The sequence below is a fragment of the Anabaena sp. AL09 genome, from assembly GCF_001672255.1.
GTDB classification, from domain to species: Bacteria; Cyanobacteriota; Cyanobacteriia; order Cyanobacteriales; family Nostocaceae; genus Dolichospermum; species Dolichospermum lemmermannii.
This window is the reverse complement of record NZ_LJOQ01000038.1, coordinates 170,789-189,449: the sequence shown is the minus strand read 5'-3', so window position 1 is coordinate 189,449 and position 18,661 is coordinate 170,789. Positions and strand designations below refer to the sequence as shown.

Annotated in this window: 16 protein-coding genes; 7 read left to right on the top strand and 9 right to left on the bottom strand. The window is 38.7% G+C overall.

Annotated features, from left to right (window positions below; genetic code table 11):
• The first annotated feature begins 293 nt into the window (after positions 1-293).
• Positions 294-1,109, top strand: coding sequence for a SirB1 family protein (locus AN490_RS07205; RefSeq protein WP_148765549.1), 816 nt, complete (start codon positions 294-296; stop codon positions 1,107-1,109).
• Between the two features lie 48 nt (positions 1,110-1,157).
• A complete protein-coding gene (locus tag AN490_RS07200) occupies positions 1,158-1,613 on the top strand; it encodes a DUF29 domain-containing protein (RefSeq protein WP_300001250.1) in 456 nt (151 codons plus the stop codon).
• Between the two features lie 42 nt (positions 1,614-1,655).
• Here the strand turns inward: AN490_RS07200 and AN490_RS07195 are convergent, their stop codons facing one another.
• From AN490_RS07195 to AN490_RS07170, 6 genes are all read right to left on the bottom strand, one after another.
• Complete coding sequence (locus AN490_RS07195) at positions 1,656-3,095, bottom strand: GTP-binding protein (protein WP_300001248.1); 1,440 nt, start codon at positions 3,093-3,095, stop codon at positions 1,656-1,658.
• Positions 3,096-3,162: 67 nt separating this feature from the next.
• The gene (locus AN490_RS07190) at positions 3,163-3,927 is read right to left on the bottom strand and encodes an ABC transporter ATP-binding protein (RefSeq protein ID WP_300001246.1); all 765 of its coding nucleotides are present in this window, start codon (positions 3,925-3,927) and stop codon (positions 3,163-3,165) included.
• 60 nt (positions 3,928-3,987) lie between these two features.
• Positions 3,988-5,205: an ABC transporter permease gene (locus AN490_RS07185; RefSeq protein ID WP_300001244.1), complete on the bottom strand. Its 1,218-nt coding sequence runs from the start codon at positions 5,203-5,205 to the stop codon at positions 3,988-3,990.
• 9 nt (positions 5,206-5,214) lie between these two features.
• On the bottom strand, positions 5,215-6,696 hold the full coding sequence (locus AN490_RS07180; RefSeq protein WP_300001242.1) for an efflux RND transporter periplasmic adaptor subunit: 1,482 nt from the start codon (positions 6,694-6,696) through the stop codon (positions 5,215-5,217).
• Between the two features lie 234 nt (positions 6,697-6,930).
• A complete protein-coding gene (locus AN490_RS07175) occupies positions 6,931-7,158 on the bottom strand; it encodes a tetratricopeptide repeat protein (RefSeq protein ID WP_300001240.1) in 228 nt (75 codons plus the stop codon).
• Between the two features lie 84 nt (positions 7,159-7,242).
• A complete protein-coding gene (locus AN490_RS07170) occupies positions 7,243-7,866 on the bottom strand; it encodes a sigma factor-like helix-turn-helix DNA-binding protein (protein WP_168632884.1) in 624 nt (207 codons plus the stop codon).
• Positions 7,867-8,051: 185 nt separating this feature from the next.
• Here AN490_RS07170 and AN490_RS07165 point away from each other — a divergent pair, with 185 nt between their 5' ends.
• Positions 8,052-8,648 (top strand): hypothetical protein, encoded by a 597-nt coding sequence (locus AN490_RS07165; RefSeq protein WP_015080736.1) that lies wholly within the window; start codon positions 8,052-8,054, stop codon positions 8,646-8,648.
• A 903-nt stretch (positions 8,649-9,551) separates the two neighbouring features.
• Positions 9,552-10,787 carry a glycosyltransferase family 4 protein gene (locus tag AN490_RS07160; protein WP_300001236.1) on the top strand — a complete coding sequence of 412 codons (1,236 nt, stop codon included), beginning with the start codon at positions 9,552-9,554 and terminating at the stop codon, positions 10,785-10,787.
• Positions 10,788-10,952: 165 nt separating this feature from the next.
• On the opposite strand, the gene AN490_RS07155 is transcribed toward AN490_RS07160, so the two are convergent.
• Together AN490_RS07155 and AN490_RS07150 are read right to left on the bottom strand one after the other, a co-directional pair.
• Positions 10,953-12,344, bottom strand: a complete 1,392-nt coding sequence (locus tag AN490_RS07155) for a malic enzyme-like NAD(P)-binding protein (protein WP_300001234.1) — start codon at positions 12,342-12,344, stop codon at positions 10,953-10,955.
• Positions 12,345-12,511: 167 nt separating this feature from the next.
• Positions 12,512-14,698 carry an HAD-IIB family hydrolase gene (locus AN490_RS07150; protein ID WP_300001232.1) on the bottom strand — a complete coding sequence of 729 codons (2,187 nt, stop codon included), beginning with the start codon at positions 14,696-14,698 and terminating at the stop codon, positions 12,512-12,514.
• A 531-nt stretch (positions 14,699-15,229) separates the two neighbouring features.
• On the opposite strand from AN490_RS07150, the gene queG reads away from it, so the two are divergent.
• Entirely contained in the window at positions 15,230-16,204 is a 975-nt protein-coding gene (gene queG / locus AN490_RS07145) for a tRNA epoxyqueuosine(34) reductase QueG (protein ID WP_300001230.1), read from the top strand.
• Entirely contained in the window at positions 16,179-16,814 is a 636-nt protein-coding gene (locus tag AN490_RS07140) for an HAD-IA family hydrolase (RefSeq protein WP_300001228.1), read from the top strand. Before queG ends, AN490_RS07140 begins: the two co-directional genes overlap by 26 nt.
• Before the next feature lie 84 nt (positions 16,815-16,898).
• On the opposite strand, the gene recA is transcribed toward AN490_RS07140, so the two are convergent.
• A complete protein-coding gene (gene recA, locus AN490_RS07135) occupies positions 16,899-17,975 on the bottom strand; it encodes a recombinase RecA (RefSeq protein ID WP_168632878.1) in 1,077 nt (358 codons plus the stop codon).
• 277 nt (positions 17,976-18,252) lie between these two features.
• On the opposite strand from recA, the gene AN490_RS07130 reads away from it, so the two are divergent.
• A complete protein-coding gene (locus AN490_RS07130) occupies positions 18,253-18,621 on the top strand; it encodes a DUF1818 family protein (protein WP_300001226.1) in 369 nt (122 codons plus the stop codon).
• Positions 18,622-18,661: the final 40 nt, after the last annotated feature.

The following is an 18,661-nucleotide window of genomic DNA, read 5'->3' as shown; positions in this document are numbered from 1 at the left end:
TGAATAAAAATGCCATAATTATCAATCTGTTTTAATCATACTATCATAATTCTTTTTTCTGTTGTTTTTTATTGGAGGTAGAACCTCTAAGATAACATTCCCAGTCTGGAGACTGGGAACGAGAAAGATAACATTCCCAATCTGGAGACTGGGAACGAGAAAACGAGAAACGAGGAATTGGGAAAGAGAGAATAGATCCAGACCATGTTCCATAAATCGCCTGAATACTCTAAAATAAGAGCAGGTACAAAAAACTCTGTACTTTCCCTCCAGTCGCTTCATCCTTATTGCTTATGAATTTCTCGTTAGCACGACAGTATTTTTACCAGGAGATTCAACAACCTGACGAGGATATCAATCTCGCAAAGGCAGCTTTATATATTGCCCAGGAAGAATATCCAGATATTGATCCTGAAGAATATTTAAATGCTCTTGATACAATGGCAATGGAGTTAGAGGAACGTTTGCCTTCTTCTCGCTATCCCCTGCGGATTATTCAAAGTATTAATCAATATTTATATGAAGAATTGGGTTTTGATGGTAATAAAATTGATTATTATGACCCGCGCAATAGTTTTTTTAATGATGTCATTGAACGGAAAATGGGAATTCCCATTACTTTGGCATTAGTTTATATAGAGGTGGCAAAACGGATTGATTTTCCCATGGTAGGGGTAGGAATGCCGGGACATTTTCTGATTCGTCCAGATGTGGAAGATATAGGCATTTTTGTGGATGCTTTTAATGGTGGAGAGGTGATGTTTGCCCAAGACTGTCAAGAAAGACTTTCACAAATTTATCAACAAGAGGTAATGCTAAAACCTGAATTTTTAGCAGTTGTGAGTAATCGGCAATTTTTAGCTAGAATGTTGACTAATTTAAAATATATTTATCTTCAGCAGCAGGATTTAGAAAGAAGTTTGGCGATAGTAGAACGAGTTTTAATGTTATTTCCAGAAGCAAGTTTTGAATTAAGAGATAGGGGTTTGTTGTATTATCAACTGGGGCAGTTTTCTCAAGCTATGGAAGATTTACAAATTTATTTAATTAAAGTTCCTGATGCTAAAGATGCCGATGTTATTCGTCAATTACTTGCTAAGTTAAATTAGTTAGTTGTATAATCTTATCAAGAGTCTATCGAGTCAGGAGAAGTTGTTATGCTGACCATTGATACTAATAAAACATTATATGAGCAAGATTTTTATCTGTGGATACAAACTACACTTGCAATCTTGAGAGAAAGAAAATTAGAACAATTAGATATTGAGAATTTAATTGAAGAAATTGATAGTATGGGAAGGAGTGAAAAGAAAGAACTAAAAACTCGTCTAGTTGTCTTAATTGAAGACTTATTAAAACTACAATATTGGACAGAAGAAAAAGATTATAATGCTAGGGGCTGGCGTAATACTGTTGTTGAACAAAGACGACAAATAGCCTATACTCTAGCAGATAGTCCTAGTTTAAAAGGTATTTTAAATGATGTATTTCTAGATTGTTATACAGATGCTAGAAATGATACAATAAATAAATATCAACTTCCTTCAACTTTATTCCCTGAACAGCCATCTTTTTCTTTAATTCAGCTTCTTAATGCAGATTTTATGCCCTAAGTCTAGAGTATAGATGAAGATGGTATTTTACTAAAAATTTAATCAGATTTCAGATTTTTTTCTGCGTCTAACTTTAATCAGTAATTCATCTTTAATGCGGTTTAAAATAGAAGTTTCATTTAAAGTTGATAAAATTTGACTAACTACTGCTTTTGGTCCATCTGGTCCCCAGGTTGCACCATTGGCTAAATAGGCTTTGGTAACTTGGCCAATACTGTATGAAGAGACACCAGCTACTCCTGCTTGAGTTATGGCTATGGATAAATAGGGTCCAATTGTCATTCCTGCTGTTGCTGTTGTAGAGACACCAAGGAGGGTTTTTAAACCACTTAAACCCAAATTTGCTAATAGTTCACTAGCACCGATACCACCCATACTCAGGGCGATTTTTTGGAGTAATTTCACAGCACCGGTTTCGGTCATAGGGATACCGTAAAGTTTGGATAAACCTAAGATTAAGGAGATATCTATAATTACGGCACTTAATATATCAACTACTGTAACAGGATTGAGAGCGATCGCTAATGCTTTTGTGATGACTGCTTTCCAAATTAACTGATTAGCATTTTCTTCCCTAATTATTAGTTTACGCTGTACCAACTGCTGATTGACATTATCAGCATAAAGCATCGTATTCAAAGCCACTAAAGCCTTCCCTTCATGGTGGAGAATTTCCAATATTTTCAATTTTAATTCATCAACTTGGGATTTACCTTTTTGCAATTTTACACTCCTAGAACCATCAGGATTTTGTTCGGCAATTTTGACCAATGGTGAAGCTGCGGACATGACTATTTCTGCGGGTGAAAGTAATTCCCGCACTCTATCATCTCGAATTTTTTCGTAAATTGTCATGCGGTCAGTTTCCGGATATTGATCAACTTTATTAAAGACTAAAATTATCGGTTTACCGACTTCTCGCAATTGCGATAAAGCTATTTGTTCAATCTTGGTCATGTCTCCAGAAATAACAAAGAGAATTAAATCGGCTTGTTTAGCGATTTGTTCAGCTAAAGCTGCGCGAGTTTCACCGTCTACTTCATCTAATCCAGGAGTATCAATTAATTCGACTTGGGATTGGCCATTGCTGGGTAATGTGGCTTTTAAAGTTCCTAAAGCTTCTTCACTAATACTCCAATTTACTGTTTGTGCATCACGAGTAACACCATGTAAGGGACCAGTAATAAAGACTTCTTGACCAACCAAAGCATTAAGAAGGGAAGATTTACCCCGTCCTACCATCCCAAAAGCTGCAATTTGTACTACCATGCTTTCGAGTTTATCTAGCATGATTTCTAAATCATTAATTTCTGCTTCTAAACCTGATTTTTCCGCAGCAGAAAGATCAAGATTATTCACTAAGTTTTTGAGTGCGGTTTTGGCTTGTTTATAGTTAAGTTCGGCTTGAATATCATCAAAGGTAAAAATGACGTTATCTAGTTCTTCTTCCCAATTGGGGATGGATTCAGGTATAGTATTCATTAGGATTAGGGAACAGGAAACAGGTAATAGGAAGTAATTACATTTTTAATTCTTAATTTTTAATTCCCTAAGATATGACAACTTGATGTAATTCATTGGGAGTAAGATGAGAATGAACAACTTCACCATCACGAAACCAAACAATCCGCTTAGTTTGACGCGCAACTTCTGATTCATGGGTGACAATAACAACGGTGATACCACTGCTATTAAGTTCATTAAACAGGTCTAATACTTCCTGGGTGGTGTGAGAATCAAGTGCGCCGGTGGGTTCATCTGCGAGGAGAACGACGGGATTGTTGACAATGGCGCGAGCAATTGCTACTCTTTGTTGTTGTCCTCCTGATAATTGGGTAGGTTTGTTATTGAGGCGTTTTTCTAAACCGACTTTGATTAATGCAGATGTCGCGCGATCTTTTCTTTCCCCAGGTTTAACGCCAGCATACACCATTGGTAACATGACATTTTCTAGAGCCGTTAATTGATTTAATAAATGGAATTGTTGAAAGACAAAACCTAGTTTTTTATTACGAATATGCGCCAATTCAGTATCACTAATTTGGGCGACATTCAAATTATCTAAATAATAATTTCCGTTACTGGGACGATCCAAACAACCGATAATATTCATGGCTGTGGATTTACCCGAACCAGAAGGCCCCATGATCGAACAGTATTCACCTGCTTCTATGACTAAATTTACATTATTCAGTGCTTTAACTTCTATTTCTCCAATTCCATAAACTTTGAAAATATTTTCCAGCCGAATAATTCCTGATGGCGATGCAGATTGGGGAATACTTGTGTCAGTTATCGTAAAAGTATTATCCACGGAAATTTATCCTCCTGTCAAAGTATAATTGTAGCGAATGTCCATTAATTTTAAATTTTTTTACGCCGTTCTCAGTGCTACCATTGGGTCAAGTTGAGCGGCACGACGGGCAGGAACTACACCAAAAAATAAACCAATCCCACCAGAAACACTAGCAGCTAATAAAACTGCACTTGGTGAAATTGCCGCCTGTAATGGGGTAAGGATACCCACTAAAATAATACTACCACCGCCTAAAGCAATACCGATTACACCACCAGCTACTGATAATATCACGGCTTCAATCATGAATTGCAAAAGAATATCTTCTTGAGTTGCACCAATAGCTTTACGCAGTCCAATTTCTTGAGTACGTTCAGTTACAGAAACTAGCATAATATTCATAATCCCAATCCCACCCACAAATAAGGAAATACTGGCAACCGCAGCTAACATTAGTGTTAAGCCGCTGGTAATTGTATTGGTAATTTCCAAGATATTTTTTTGGCTTTGAATAGTAAAATCATCTTCACGGACAATTTTGTGCCGACGACGGAGTAAATTTGTCATTTGAAATTCTGCTGCTGAGATGCTATTTTCATCTTGAGCAGATACAGAAATTAAAGAAACATTAATACCAAAAGGGGATGTTCTCCCCACTAACCGACTAAACATAGTGTTAATAGGAATAAAAACTGTATCATCACTGTTATTGCCAAAGGAAGAACCTTTAGCTACTGTTAAGCCAATCACCTGAAAAGTAGTATTTTGAATGCGGATTTTTTGACCAACAGGATTTTGATTATCAAAGAGTTTGTTGGCTAAATCTGGAGCTAATACTGCTACTCTCTTATTACGTTTAATATCGAAGTCATTAAAAAACCTGCCTTCTTTAATTTCAAAACTACGAACTGTTATATAATTAGCAGTAGTGCCAATAACTGTACTAGTTGTATTTCTATTTCTATAAGTAATTGTGCTTCTGTTATTAATTTCTGGAGCAACTTCTTTAACTGCACGGACTTGTTTAGCGATCGCTTTAGCATCTTGTAAAACTAAAGTTCTGGGCATTGTTGTCACCCTTCCCCGACTACCTGGACTCCCAGGGACAATAAATAAGGTATTCGGTCCTAATGATGCAAATTGCTTAGTTGCCAGTGTTTGTGCGCCTTCTCCAATGCCAATCATGGCAATAACGGAAGCATTGCCAATAATAATTCCCAACATAGTTAAACTACTTCGCAACTTATTAGCTAATAAGGTAGTGGTTGCCATTTTTACACTTTCTAAAATGTCCATAATTTGTGCTTATTTTTTATTTTCTTTTCCCTGTTCTATTTTCTCTTTTTCCTTCGTTTTAGGCAGATCAATAAATACCCGATCTCCGGCTTTAAGACCATCTAAAACCTGAATTTGGTTATCAATATTCGCGCCAATTGTCACAAGACGAAATTGAGGTTTATTTTTTTCACCTAATAACCACACACCAGTTTTTCCCTTGCGAGTAACAATTAATTCCTGGGGTATTAACAGCGCATCTTTGATATTATTGCCAAGAAATGTGACTTCACTGACATTCATCCCTGAACGCAGTTTTTCAGCCCCCGTATTAATCGCCACGCGCACCTGAAATGATGTGACATTTTGATCAACTACCGCTTCGGGAGCAATCAAACGTACCTGTCCTTGAAAAACTTCTTCAGGATAGGCATCAATGGTAATTTCCACTTTTTGTTGCTGTTTAATTTGGGATATATCCACTTCAGGAACATTTGCTAAAACTTCTAAACCTTTTGCCAAAGCTACTATAGAAGTTGAAGTGGCAGAAGCATTACTAGAAGCGGAAATTGCTGGACTAACATAACCTCCCACCGTCGCATATCTCTGAGTGACAATTCCCGAAAAAGGAGCGCGAATAATGGTATCTTCTAATTGAACTTGTTGTTGTTTTAACTGAGCTTCCGCACTAGCTACTGCTGCTTTTAATCTAGCAATTTCTTGGGGACGATTACCATTTTCTAATTTTCGTAATCCTTCCTTTTCCTGATTAACAATTGCTGCTTGCTTTTGAATATCTTGGTTGCGGTTGCCCACTTTCAGTAAAGATAATCGGCGTTGTGCTTCTTCTAAATTAGCCTTAGCTTTACTATTTTCACTGACATATTGTTCTAAACTATCTTGGGAAATAGCCCCATCTTTAGCTAAATCTTGATAACGTTTGACTCTGGATTGGGTAAGTGCTACAGAAGCTTTTGCCGAGTCAACTTGAGCCTGTGCTTGTTGAATTTCCTGTAACCGATTACCATCTCGAATAATCGCTAATTGTGCCTGTGCTTGGTCTACACGGGCTTTTGCTTGGGCAATTTCTTCGGGACGACTGCCGGCTTCGCTTTCTGCTAATTGTGCCTTTGCTTGTGCTAAATTAGCTTGGTACTGGAGAATTCGCATTTTAATTTCCGAATTATCCATGCGAGCAATTATTTGTCCTTGCTTGACAGTATCTCCCTGTTCCACATTTAAATCTGCCAAAAGTCCTGGACTTTTAGGACTAATATTTACACTTTGAACTGGTTGAACTTTGCCACTAGCAGTAATGCGGACAGTTACACTTTTTGCCTCTACAGGAACAGTTAATTTAGTCACATCTAGCGGTTTATTTTTTTGCTGGATGGTTTGAATAGTGGCTGTTGTTCCCACAATTAAAACACCACTAGCTATTAAACCCATTAACCAACGGAATGGATATTTAACTTTTTTGCCAATTAAGGGAATTTCTATGTAAAAAATCATGATCAAAAAAGGTTAGGAATAGAAGTTAGCAAGAATATTCTATAGTTGAGAATCTATGATAATCATTTGATTTATCTAATTCATCACCTGATTAGGTGAATTTTCAATTTCTATTTTATAAATTTTTATCTCTCTCCTAGTTATACTATCATATTTCTCTTTGATTCGTGATCATGACTTATTTCCTATTTTTTAATTTAATTTAGATCCCCGACTTCTAGCTCCCCCACTTCTTCAAGAAGTCGGGTATCTGGGATTTTGACTATTAATTTTATAAACTAATAAACTTTGTTGCTTGCTATCTTCTAATTTCTGGGCTAGGGAAATAGCTTGTTTATATAAATCCTTGGCTTTGGTAAAGTTACCCATTTTTTTATAGATTTCCCCAGAGACGACTAAATATTTTAAATCTTCTGCGGGATTTCTATTTACTTCTGTAATTGCGACACGGTTTTGTAACATTATCTGAGAAATTCAGCCCTAGCATTTTCCCTTTGGTTTTGGACAGCAGATGAGCTATTGTGATTATTATAGCTAAAGTTAGGACTAAATCCCAGCCTCGCCTAAGTAAATAGCCCGAATATCAGCAGGTAATTTATCTTCTAGCATCAGATAACCTTCTTGGAGAGAATTTGCTACTTCAGCGGGGGAAATTTGTTCTCCTTCAGCTTGCAAATATGCAGCAATTCTGGTTTCACTCCAGTGGAAAGTTTGTGCCATTAAGACGATTAATCGTGATATTGGTGGGAGTTGATCTAATGCCCGTTCTACATAGCACCATAGCGGTGGTGATGTATCCTTGAGAGAATAATGAATAGCTTCTGTGGGTGGTAGTTTAATCTCGTTAATATGGAATGCCGTGATATTAATTAACCAATTTTGTAAGGTTAAGGATTCCGTCTCTGTCGCTGCTTGGTTTAAATTCAGTCCACCTAGTTCATAATATATATTGCGCCAAATCAGAGCAAACAAATAATTAGCTTGCACAGGCGATCGCGCTGAATGCCGAATTAAGGTGTAAACTATGGGGCTATAACGGCAGAAAATCACCGTAAAATACTTGCCATAATCAGGATATTGCTGAAATAGACTCAGTAGTTCTTGATCACTGTGATGAAATAGCGACTTCACCAATGGGTGATTAGCTTCGGGAAAGTGGGGAATTTGCACAATCTCTGGACTAGATAACTGTTAAAATATACTAGGGAATGGTGATGTGATAGCTAACAATATTTGCAAGTCAGTTAATTTGTCAATGTCAGACAACCAGACTATTGATAAACTAGAAACTAGGACTTAATGTTAGTCTTAACTGACAACTAAAAGCGGTTCCTTTATTGTGATCTTGTTTGTTCATGGTTATAGAAGCTAGTTCCCTAATGTTCCTGCTAAGTCCACTAACTTTCGGCTCGTTTTTGCCTTCCCTACCCTTGGATAGCCTGTTCTCCACCCAGGGGATTATGATTATGCTGCTGGCAGCTTACGCGGGCGCTATGTGGATGTTTTTGAGTAGCGCACCTAAAGTTTATACTGTCATGGTATCAGATTTAGAAGTTGCCCGACAGTTATATGCAGGTTTGCTAGATTTGCCAGTGGCGGAAGTCCCTTTGCACTATTATTACAACTACGAGCAAACTATCGGTGCAACAGGTATTGATCCGCTATATATGTCCGCTAGTCCCAGTTGGTCTAATAACACCATGAATAATGGTAATGACGGGCTGTGGTATCAACTCAAGAAAAATACTCAATTACATATTATCACTGGTGCAAGTTTAGGCAAAAAAGATCAGCATCGTCATGTTTGCTTTGATCATGATTGTCTAGAATTAATTTTAATGCGGGTAGAAGTCAGGGGTTTAAAGTTTAAAATTCGCAACCAAAAGCCTTTGAATTTTTTAGTTAAGGATTATGAAGGGCGCGTCATTGAAATGGCTGAAGTTGCTAATTAGTCATGGGTGTGTTGGGTTTTCCTGACGCACCCTGAATATTTTTTATCTCCCTGTTACCTACCTAAACAGTTGACAATCATCTAAACAAGATTGTTTTAACCGATCCAAATTTTTTCTATAAATAATTTTGTTGCTAACAGATTTTTCCGGATAGAGTCGGAATATTTAGCACCTATATTTTAGGGGGTTTACTTTTTACTGATAGCTGAAAGATTCTATATATCTATGATTACCAGTTAGAGGTATTCAAATTTAACATGAAGTAAATGCCATAATTGATACCTTAACAAATGATAAAAAATATGTCAGTAACAACGGTGAAAATAATGGGAATAAATGCTATGACTCAGATTCCAAAATTACTCATATTTTCTGGCGATTTGGCACAAAAATAGCCCATATTTAGAGTATTCTAGAAAGAATAGTTAGATTTAACAATTTTCCGAGTAGTTTCTGAGTAATCTCTTGGGAAGATAACTGATAAATTATGACTATATTTGATTATGTAGATAACTCATCTATCACTGATAAATTCCAGAAAATTAACCGATAATTGGCAGCAAAATAAGTGATAATTTGAGAGTTTTGTTAACCATGTGTTTGATCATTTCTAGAAGAACTCAGAATACTTATTAAATCAAGAATAGAGAGAAGTGATATCTTAGAAAAATAACTCAAGCTAACTCTAAAATCCGTGATTATTCTGACAAATCTGAATGCTCACAAATTTAATATTTAATAGAGGGATGAGATTTTTTTTGAATCAACAGAATCTAAAAATCCTATTTCTATATACAGCAGAATTCAGTGGGAATTTAGCAGTGCTAAACCCATACAGAAGTAAAAGCCTTTTATTGAATTTAAGATAATGCCCTAATTCCAGTTAATTTATCAAGCTTAATTATGGAAAATATATCACAACTAGGGTCACAAGTTAGAGATAAAACAGCTTACCCAGATATTCTCGTTATTTCCCGAATATTCCGCCCAGAAGAGGCTGTAATTGGTGAATATGTCTATAATCGTTGTTTACAAGATCCAGATCGGGTAATTGTCTTAGCTGGTGGTTGTCATGGAGATAAAAAATTTGATAAATCTCAGCAGTTTCCAGTTTATCGTTGGTTTCATTTTCCGGCTTGGTGTGATAACTGGTTAGGAGATATTTGTCAATCTGGTTTCAATATTATTTGCTCTTTGCTACTAGCTATTAAATTATATTTTCGCTATCATTACCGCTACATTGAATGGTGTCATGGTTATGATTTCCCAGCGGTGTTGGTACTCAGTTATATTTTACCAATTCGCTTTTTTATCTATTTACATGGTAATGATTTATCACGTACAGTTAATAACCCGTTGTGGAGATGGCTGTTAAAATTAACTCTCACACGTGCTGATGGAATTGTTTGTAATAGTTCTTATATTCGGAATTCTTTAAGAAATACTTTTCGTTTAGATACACCTACTCATGTAATTAATCCGGTAGTGAGGCCAGAAAGATTTGGTAATCCTACTAGTCTTAGTCATATTAATGTTTTACGTAACCGCATCCGTCAGACTTACAATATTTCGGAAACAGCAATTGTAATTCTTTCTGTTGGTAACTTGGTTAAATATAAAAACTTTGATCGGGTAATAGACAATATTCCCGTATTACTAACTATTGGTGTGGATGTTCATTGCATTATTTGTGGTGAAGGAAATTGTGAAACTCAGCTAAAATCTCAAGCGGAAAGGTTACGAATAGATAAACGGGTACATTTCGCTGGTTATGTACCAGAACGCAATTTAGCTGGTTATTATGCAGCCTGTGATATTTTTGCGATGTTGAATTCCGATAATTATGAAGATGCAACCACAGATAACTTTGGTGTAGTTTATTTAGAAGCTGGTTACTTTGGTAAACCTGTCATTGCTTCCCGCTTGGGTAGTGTTTTAGATGCGGTTCATCATGAAGAAAATGGCTTATTAGTAAATCAAGATTCTGGTTATGAAGTTTTGCAAACTTTCAATCGGATGTGCCAAGATTCACAGTTACGGGAAAAACTTGGCCGTCAAGGTAAGGAATTAGCGAAACGGAAAAACTATCATCGCTGGTTATATACTCCTGAGTCTTCCTATTCTTGTTTGTTGAACTAATGTCAGCACGATAAAACAAAACTAACTGTGCTTCCATAGCAATAGGTAATAGTTAGGCGCGTTTTATTACATTCCTAGAACCGTCAGGCGTTCGGTGAAGCGTTCAACTTAGATGATGTCGAAGTCTGAGTCGAACCGTCGAACGCTGGCCATTCCACAAATTAATTAATTTTGAGCAATACCTTCTTCCCGTGCGGCTTGTTGGACAGCAGCAGCCACAGCAGTAGCCACCCGCTGATCAAAGACAGAAGGGATAATATGCTCTCGATTCAAATCCGCAGGTTTAACTAAAGAAGCGATCGCACTGGCAGCTTGTAAACACATATTAGTAGTAATCGTCCTAGCCCGACAATCTAAAGCCCCACGAAACACCCCAGGAAACGCCAGGACGTTATTGATTTGGTTGGGGTAGTCACTTCGACCCGTAGCCATAACAGTGACGTTTTTAGGCACTAATTCTGGCTGAATTTCGGGAATGGGATTAGCCATTGCAAACACAATTGCATCCTTCGTCATTCCCTGAACCATTTCTGGTGTTAAAACTCCCGGTGCGCTGACACCAATGAAGACATCTGCACCTTGGACTGCACCGGCTAAAGTTCCTTGGGCTTTAACAGCAAATTCCAGTTTTTCAGCGGTCAAATCAGGACGATTGGTGGAAATAATCCCCTGAGAATCACACATCAAAATGGTTTCTGCACCGGCTTTGCGGAGTAACCGAGCGATCGCAATCCCCGCCGCACCAGCACCATTAATCACAATGCGGATATCTGCAATGGATTTTTGGATAAGTTTGAGAGAATTAAATAATGCTGCTAAGGTGACAATGGCTGTCCCATGTTGGTCATCGTGAAAAATGGGGATATTTAATTCGGCTCGCAGTCTTTTTTCAATTTGAAAACAGCGCGGTGCAGCGATATCTTCCAAATTCACACCACCAAATACCGGGGCGATATTTTTAACTGCTTTGACAATCTCATCTGTATCTTGAGTATCTAAACAGATGGGAAAAGCATCAAGTCCAGCAAATTCCTTAAACAGCATGGCTTTTCCTTCCATGACGGGTAAAGCTGCCTCTGGACCCAAATTGCCCAAACCGAGGACTGCACTGCCATCAGTGACGATCGCCACCGTGTTCTGTTTGATTGTTAGATTGTACACTTCTTCGGGATTTTCGGCGATCGCTTTACAAATCCGCCCCACTCCTGGAGTGTAAGCCATTGCTAAATCAGAAACACTTTTGAGCGGAATTCTACTGACAATACTGATTTTACCACCGCGATGTAAATTAAAGGTGCGGTCATAAACATCAATTACCTGAATATCTGGTAATTCCTTTACCGCTTGGACAATGGTTTCCGCGTGTTCCGTACTCGCGGCATCAACTGTAATATCACGGGTAGATTCTTGACGGCTTTGTTCAATTAAATCAATTTGTCCGAGATTACCACCAGTGGCAGCGATCGCTTGGGTAACAGATGCTAACATCCCCACTCGATTGGGAATCTGTAACCGCAGGGTAACACTAAAACTAGAATTAGGAGTAAGATTTGTCATGGTGCTATTTCGATTTTAAATTTTAGATTTTATATTGTATTGCTACGGGAAATTTTATTTTCACAAAAAAACCGTGTGATCCAAATTAATTAGATTTTAAGAATTATCGAACGCTGATAAACGCCGATAAACGCCGATAAATATGGATGAAATAAGTACCAAGACGGTTATGGTGTTGGTGATAAGTTACCGAAAAAGTCATAATGATCTAAAGCTTCTAAAATCCCCCAAGCATAATTTCCCCCAGCAAAGTAAATTTGTGGTAAGCCTCGGAGCTTCTCAATTTCTTGGCTGTGATTTCCCACCACAACTGCCAGAGTATTACCAGCTAACATTGATTCATCATTACCTGAAGCCCCAGCAACCAAGAAACGGTGAACAGGTAAACCCCATTTTAAAGCAGCATAACGGATAGCATCTCCTTTAGAAGCGCGAATAGGTACTAAATCTAGATACATATTATGGCTATAAAATCCTTTGACATGGAGGCGATGTTGGCGCAGACGGCGGGTAATTTCTCGAAAACTAGGTGATTTCGTCTCATCCACAAAATAGCTAATCTTAAACTTACCCTGAGCATCAGGAGGTTGCAATTCCACCCCAGGTATATCTTGCATGACTTTGCGAATTTCTGACCGTCGCCAATTATAGGCAATGTGCCTTTGCCAACTTGTATCTGTGACTATCTGGGGACCGTAGTAGATCTCACTTCCCGCTGATGTAATCAACAAATCTGGCAGAGGGAAACGCCATTCCTCTAACATACTTAATGTACTTTTGAGACTGCGCCCGGTGGCAATACCCACTCCAGTTGTATTCCCTTGATCACGAATTCTCTGAATTAACTTTTCTAAAGCTTCCTCATCACCTAATAGAGTATGATCAATTTCGCAAACTAGAAACCGATCAGCCGTTGGTAAGTGATTGGTATCCGGTACATTCCAATCTGGATGTTCATCTGCGGGAGATTTAACCAGGGGACTCAACAGAGATTGAATGCGTTTTTGGGGCAATAATCGGCGGACTTGCTCTAAATACTGCTCTACGTGACTATCCCAAGAGAAATGTTGACAAACATTAATCAGTCCATTTTTAGACCATTGTTGCCATTGTTCTGGATTGGTGAGAGATGCTTGCAAAGCATTTTGGATATCTTGAATATTCAAAGGATCAATCAATAATCCATTCTGACAAGCTGCTAAAATATCCCTTGGACCACCATCAGCCGTAGCAATGATCGGCACACCACAGGCACTAGCCTCAATTAATGTCAGTCCAAATGGCTCTGTCAGGGCTGGGTTGATAAATACTCCTTGGGTTTTTGCCGTGAGCCGGTATAAATCTGGAACATCATCAGCATTATGGTGTTTAGGATAAGCAATATGACCATAAAGATCGTAGCGATCTATTAACTGTAATATCTCCACAAATACCTGACGCGGACCCGATTCCATCGCCAAAATATCCTCTCGTTTGCCTAGTATTAGTACCAGATTGGCTAATTGGCGCAATTCGGGATCTTCGCCATAAGCCTTAATGAGACTACTGACATTTTTCCGGATAGCCGGGCGAGAAATCGCCATAATCATCGGCTTTTGCAGGTCTTTGAGAAACTTTTCTAATTCCTTTTGAATAGGTGGATTTTGCCAATTATCCGGGGCTGGGTAAAAACGCTCTAGGGTGACACCTGGGGGGATAACGACCATGCGTTCTGGTTGATAGTGATCATAAACGCTGTACTGCTCCTCAACCTCTTGATGAGTGCTGGCTATAACTAAAGCTGCACTACCAAGGGTAATTTCTTCAGCTTCAATTCTGGTACTAATATGAAAATTATCTTCAATAGTTTTCTGTTTAGTACCATGTTCTAATAATCTTTGTTGCTTGATGCGTCCTAAAGAGTGACCTGTATGGACTAGAGGGATGCCTAGCCAACCGGCAACTCTAGAACCCACGTATCCGGCATCAGCATAATGTGTATGAATAATATGGGGAATTTTGCCAACTTTGCGAATATGTCTGAGCAATTCATCTGCAAAGGTATCTAAATGTGGCCAGAGAACTTCTTTGCGGAGGTAGCGTTTGGGACCACAGGCAATACGAACAATTTGGACTTTATCTGCAAGAATTTCTACTGGTTGAGCATAATCGGGGCTAACTTTTGGGTCATTTACCAACCGCGTTACTAAGTCAACTCTTGCTACTTGGGGATTTTTAGCTAATGTGCAAGCAAGTTCAACTGCGTATTTGGTTTGCCCACCAGTATCAGCATCTTTGCCTAACTCTAGATTATTACCGCGAATTAAACCATGAACGCTGACGAGTAAAATATACAACCCTGAGTTGTTTGACACAGCGCTGATTCCTCCATTATTAGCAATAAATCCAGCATTTTTGCCTGATTTATTATAGTTATATCACCACTAATGCACTAAAGGTTACAGGTTTTTCCGTCAGCGTCAAGATCAGGATCATAAGACCTCGCGGTAAGCGGGAAACGAGCGCGGCTTGGCTCCCTGAGAGTGTCAAGAACAAGTCAATTCTTGATATCGGTTCGGGAATGTTACGCAGCACCATTAAATACAAAGTTGAGCAAATTGGTGGTGTGGTTGTGAAATTTCCGACTCAGTAGGGGTAGCGCCCCTGTGCCTACCCCAGTATTTGGGGCAACCACAGGGGGTTGGCCTCTACAAAATTGATTGGTTTAGGGATTTTTTAAATGTTCAATTTATTTTGCACGACTACTTAATATCTATTCCCCAATCAATTAAAATTTTATTGTAGCCACAAATAAATTACCAATTTTCCCGTCCCTTATTGAGAACTGTGTTACCAAACAATGTGTTGGCAATTTCTGGAGTTTCAGCTAAATTTCCCCTAAAAAAATGAATGAATATACATCAATTAGCAGCGCAGTAGTGAAAGCAAAAGCCAAAGAGTTGGGATTTCACGAAGTGGGTATTGCTGCTGTCGGTAATTTAGAGAGAACAGAGACAGAAAAATTGCAAGCTTGGCTAAAAATGGGTTATCACGCTGACATGGAATGGATGAAAAATCCCAAACGTGGGGATATTAGTTTAGTTATGCCAGAAGTGCGATCGCTCATATCTGTAGCCTTGAATTATTATACTCCCCAGGAACGGCCGCAGGGGGATGAATACGGGAAAATTTCCCGTTATGCCTGGGGACGGGATTATCATCGAGTGATGCACAAAAAGCTGAAGGAATTGGCTATTTGGCTAGAATCCCTGGGCGAAAATGTCAAAGCCCGTTATTATGCAGATACAGGGCCAGTCCAAGATAAAGTTTGGGCGCAAAAAGCCGGCATTGGTTGGATTGCTAAAAATGGGAACGTTATTACCAGGAAATATGGCTCTTGGGTGTTTTTGGCAGAAATATTAACCAATTTGGCACTAGAAAGCGATCGCCCATCTACCCAACATTGCGGAACTTGTACTCGTTGTTTGCAAGCTTGTCCTACAGGTGCAATTACTGAACCATTTGTAGTAGACGCTAATCGCTGTATTGCTTATCATACAATTGAAAACCGGGCTGAGGAATTACCCGCAAACATTACACCTCATTTACAAGGATGGGTAGCAGGTTGTGATATTTGTCAAGATGTTTGTCCTTGGAATCAGCGATTTGCTCAAGCAACTGATGTCACTGATTTTCAACCCTATCCTGGCAATTTAGCCCCCAAGCTGGTAGAATTAGCCCAAATATCAAACGAGGAGTGGGATAAAAGATTCACCGCATCAGCCTTGCGACGCATTAAACCAGAAATGTTACGACGTAATGCTCGCGCTAATCTTGACGTATCCAGGCATAATAATGACCCAGAAAGTAATAATTTTTGATTTTGATGGGACGATTGCGGATACAGTAGATGCTCTTGTGACTATTGCCAATCGTTTAGCCCTGGAATTTGGATATGTGCCAATTAATTCGCAAGAACTAGTTCTCCTGAGAAATTTAACAGCCAGAGAAATTATTAAATATTCTGGTGTTTCCCTATTCAAAATTCCTTTTATGGTTAAAAAAGTCAAAGGAGAATTAAAACATAAAATCCCAGAATTAACACCTATTGAAGGAATTAATGCCGCATTAATAGAACTCCATAATCAAGGTTATCACCTGGGAATCATTACTTCTAACTCTCAAGAAAATGTCAATCAATTTCTCAAGTGCCATAATTTAGATTATTTGTTTGACTTTATTTATTCAGGAGTCACTATTTTTGGGAAAACCACAATTATTAATAATGTGTTACGGCAAAAACAGTTCAAACCAGAAGTAGTAATTTATGTAGGAGATGAAACTAGAGATGTAGAATCTGCCAAAAAAGCTAATATCAAAGTGGTTGCAGTCAGTTGGGGGTTTAATTCTTCCGAAGCCCTAGGTAAACAAAACCCAGATTTCTTAATTCATCATCCTTGTGAATTATTGGCTGTAATTAAAAATTGTTAAGAGGATCTTTTTAGATCATATTATTGTAGAGACTTTCCATGGAACGTCTCTACTTTTTCTCCTGACTCCTGAATTCTCCTATGTTTATTCTTCTTCTAAATCAGTTTCTTCTTCCTCTTCAACGTCATGAGGTTGAACTACAGAATTAGCAGAAACTACCGCACCCTTATCTAGTTTTTCCAGAACTTGTTCCTTAACTTTGGCCGCAAATTCGGGTTTTTCTTCTAAATATTTAATCGCGTTATCTCGACCTTGGGAAATATTTTCACCACTGTAGCTATACCAAGCACCTTTGCGAAGAAGAACACCAGTTTCTTCGGCTATATCCACTAAACAACCAATGGTAGAAACTCCTTTGCCAAAGATAATGTCAAATTCGGCAATTCTAAAAGGTGGTGCAACTTTATTTTTCGCTACTTTGACTTTGACCCGGTTGCCAAATTCATCAGTTCCTTTTTTTAAAGTTTGAATTCTGCGAATATCCAAGCGCACGGAAGCGTAAAATTTCAGCGCATTACCACCCGTTGTAGTTTCTGGACTACCATAGGTGACACCGATTTTTTGCCGCAACTGGTTAATAAAAATAACTGTACATCCAGATTTACCAATATTACCAGTAATTTTCCGTAGGGCTTGACTCATTAACCGAGCTTGTAAACCTACGTGAATATCCCCCATATCCCCTTCAATTTCAGCGCGGGGAACTAAAGCGGCAACGGAGTCAATAACAACAATATCAACCGCCGCAGAACGCACAAGTTGGTCAACTATTTCTAATGCTGATTCGCCATTGTCTGGTTGGGAAACAAGTAAGTTGTCAATATCTACACCCAACGCAGCGGCATAGGTAGGATCTAGGGCGTGTTCAGCATCTACAAATGCGGCAATACCGCCATTTCGCTGCACTTCTGCGAGGGCATGAAGGGCGACGGTAGTTTTCCCAGAACTTTCTGGTCCGTAGATTTCGATTACCCGTCCTTTAGGTAAACCACCACCTAAAGCTAAATCTAGGGTGAGCGCCCCGGTGGATATTGTTTCTACCTTCATGCGGGTGGCATCACCCAGGCGCATAATTGCTCCTTTCCCGAAGCTGCGCTCAATTTGTCCCAGGACGATATTTAACGCTTTTTGCTTGCCAGAAGTCTCGGTATTAGCTGCCATTCTTGCCTCTAAGTATAGGATTTTTCAAAATTACTGGGACGGGAGTTTTAATAGAACGGATATACTATCCTAACCGGAAAGTGTGCCAATTAGGAATATTTACAAAATTAGGTTTGCCAAGCTCCTAAGGCGATCGCTGAAAGATTATAGCATTTTAGATTTAGAATTGCGAAAGACTGACTATATAGGCAATTCATATTTTTAGCTATCGTCATTGGCAAAGCTAATTGGTATAATTTTTGCAATAAATAATAGCAAGTCTGGTGACTATATAGGTATGGAACGGGTCATTAAAAGTGGGGTTGGTTGGCGCATAGGTTGGAATCCAGTTGCACCAGAATTTACAGGATTAGTCGGTACAGAAGATTGGGCCGTAGAATTAACAGAAGCAGAATTCAACGAATTTTGTCGCCTTTTTAATCAGCTTGCAGATACGATGAAGCATCTAAGTGCGGAGTTAATGGACGATGAAAAAATTGCCTGTGAAGCCGAAAGCGATTTATTATGGATGGAGGTGGAAGGTTATCCTTGTGCCTACAATCTCCGCTTCATCCTCAATACGGGAAGGGGGACAGAAGGTAAATGGGTTGCTTCAGCCGTCTCAGAATTGTTGCAAGCAATCAGAATGCTCAAGCCATCAGCCTGAGTGCGGATCTATCGGCACGAGTTTGTAAGTTAACAATAGC